At 48.6% G+C, this 2,576-nt stretch carries 4 protein-coding genes; 3 read left to right on the top strand and 1 reads right to left on the bottom strand.

Translation table 11 applies throughout. The features are described 5' to 3' along the window. The first annotated feature begins 259 nt into the window (after positions 1–259). Complete coding sequence (locus ACYC56_RS15035; RefSeq protein ID WP_461374982.1) at positions 260–535, top strand: acyl carrier protein; 276 nt, start codon at positions 260–262, stop codon at positions 533–535. Between the two features lie 57 nt (positions 536–592). Next, positions 593–1,591, top strand: coding sequence for a radical SAM protein (locus tag ACYC56_RS15040; RefSeq protein ID WP_461374983.1), 999 nt, complete (start codon positions 593–595; stop codon positions 1,589–1,591). On the opposite strand, the gene ACYC56_RS15045 is transcribed toward ACYC56_RS15040, so the two are convergent. Next, a complete protein-coding gene (locus tag ACYC56_RS15045; protein ID WP_461374984.1) occupies positions 1,570–1,782 on the bottom strand; it encodes a hypothetical protein in 213 nt (70 codons plus the stop codon). The genes ACYC56_RS15040 and ACYC56_RS15045 overlap by 22 nt on opposite strands. A gap of 155 nt (positions 1,783–1,937) precedes the next feature. Here ACYC56_RS15045 and ACYC56_RS15050 point away from each other — a divergent pair. Then, the coding region (locus ACYC56_RS15050) for a beta-ketoacyl synthase N-terminal-like domain-containing protein (RefSeq protein ID WP_461374985.1) at positions 1,938–2,576 on the top strand (639 nt) is incomplete at its 3' end.

Below are 2,576 nucleotides of genomic sequence, written 5' to 3' on the forward strand. Positions count from 1 at the left end.
TCGTAATAAAGAACAATGATTTTTTGATTAGGGATTACCGGGAAAAAACGTATTTGTTTTTCTAACATAACAAGGGTTATTGTCAATATAAAATACAATTTAAACTTATTTTTCCTTGACCCCGCTTCCCTTTTCAACTTATAATTGAATTATTAATGGGAGGGGTCCTAAGAAGACAAAGTTCTTTGAGAAACTCGTTTTCCTGCCAGCTCATTTTAAAAGAACCCCACAAAATAAATATAGGTCAGCAAGGAGGAAAATGATGCCTAAACCCCATGATATTAAAGGCATTATTGAAAAGGTATCCCAAATTATCATTTCCGAACTCAAACTGGAGGACGTGACGGTGGAAACGTTCAATCCTGATTTGGATCTGATTGATGAATTGGGAATTGACAGTATGGATTTGGCTACCATTGCCTTGGTTTTGCAGGATGAATATAAGATTGTAATCGACGAGGATGATTATCCCAAATTGAAAACCATTCGCTTGATCGCTGAATATGTTGAGGAAAAAATTTCAGACCGGGGCTGATAGTTTCGGAAGCTTATTTCCTATTCGGGTCAATTAAACAAAGGAACTCATAGGTATATGATCACCGTTAGTTCACTATTGGATCAATCCTGGCACGAGCGCTACAAACGGATATCCAATCTGAATATCCGCAGTTCGATATATGACGTCACCAACCAGTGCAATTTACGCTGTAAGGGTTGTTTCTTCTTTTCTTCCAATGAACATAAGGCGGCCCGGGAAGAAATGGATATCAGGAAATGGGAAGCGTTTATCGACCGGGAAAAGGAACGAGGGGTCAATCTGGCCATCCTGATCGGGGGTGAGCCGACCCTTTACCTGGATCGGGTCGAGGCTTTCTACCGGCGTCTGCCGACCTATTGCGCGACCAACGGGTTGATTAAAATTCCCCGGGACCGGTTTCCGGACCTGATGGTCGGGATCTCGCTCTGGGGCAGTCCGGAAGACGAAAAAGTTCTCCGGGGACGGGACACCTTTGCCGTTTCCAGTAAGAATTATGCCGGTGACCCTTTTACCTATTATCTGTACACCATCACCCCTCGGCAGGTGGGCAAGATCGAGCCGGTCATTCAAAGGATCGCCGAGGTGGGCTTGAAGGTCCATCTTCAGCTATTATCGAATGATGAACATGTGGACGGCTTTTCCTGGAGTGAAGGGGAGATGAAGGCCATACGCCGGGAAATGGATGAGATGTTGGATAAATACCCCCAGACGGTCATTTCCAGCAAATATTACCATCAAATCATCACTACCGGGAAGATGATGGGACGTTCCTTCGGCTGGAACGAATGTCCCTCGGTTACCGAGTCCCTGGACGACCGGAACCCCCAACCCCGCCGCCTGATCCATTTTATCCGTTGGGCTTCCGATTTAAAGACGGTCCATCGCTGCTGTACTTCGGCCACGCGGGACTGCTCCACCTGCAAGGATGGCGCGGCCCACATGAGCTGGGCCATGGTCAATAAGCGGGAGCATATCCGGACCACCGAAGATTTACAAAACTGGATCGAAGTCTATGAAATGTTTGCCAAGCTCTATCGCTTTATCCCTTGGTGATTCCAGGCGGCCCTCAGGCAACCTGCCCTTGTCGGCACTTCATCGGCTTTTACGATAAGGTCAATCTCGATGTTATAAAAACCCCGGGGCGGAAGGCTCCCCGGATTTTGTACCACCGGATTGATATTGAGGAACAAGTTAAGAGTCGTCACCCCGGCGAAAGCCGGGGTCCAGGAGAATTCTAACAACATGTAAAATACTGGATTCCGGCTGGAGTCTATCCCGCACTTGATGCGGGACCGGAATGACGTGAGTTGGGTTTTAGCGACTTCTTACGAACCTATCAGTATTAAAGAAAAAATTTTCCTCTTCAGACATGGGACTTTATTTCCCTGGGGATGCCCTTATGGGTTCAAAAAAAGCAGTCATTTTAGGGTATGATGCCGTTTCCCCATTAGGAACGGATTGGGAAGCCCAATGGGAAAGGGCTGTTCGCGGGGACTCAGGGATAGGTCCTTTAACCCGATTCCCGTTAAGCACCGATTTTCCGGTTAGGGTGGCCGGTGAAGTTCCCCCCATCGACCCCCGTCCTTTTCCTTTTTTGCAGCCCCGGGAAATGGCCCATTGGACCTCCCCCATTTTTAAATACGCCCTGTTGGTAGTGCACCGCGCTCTTTTAAAAAGTGGTCTGGTGATTACGCCCGAAATTGCCCCACGCGTGGCCGTCACTTTCAGCACCGCCGTCGGTGGAATGGATGCTGTTTTGGAAGCGGATCGCCTGATGATTTCTCAACAGAAAATGCCTCATCCCTTCACCAATCCCAATTCCTGTATCAACATGGTCGGCGGCCGGATTTCCGTATTCACCGGGGCCACAGGTCCTATCTGTTCCACTATAACGGCTTGCGCCACGGGAATTACTTCTCTGATTATGGGTGAACTGCTCCTGCAACGTGGCCTGGCCGATGTGGTTATCGGCGGTGCGGTCGATTTCCCGCTGGTAGAACCGATCGTCGCCGGATTTGCTACCATGAACGGGGCCTAT

The organism is Candidatus Aquicultor sp., from assembly GCF_054640775.1.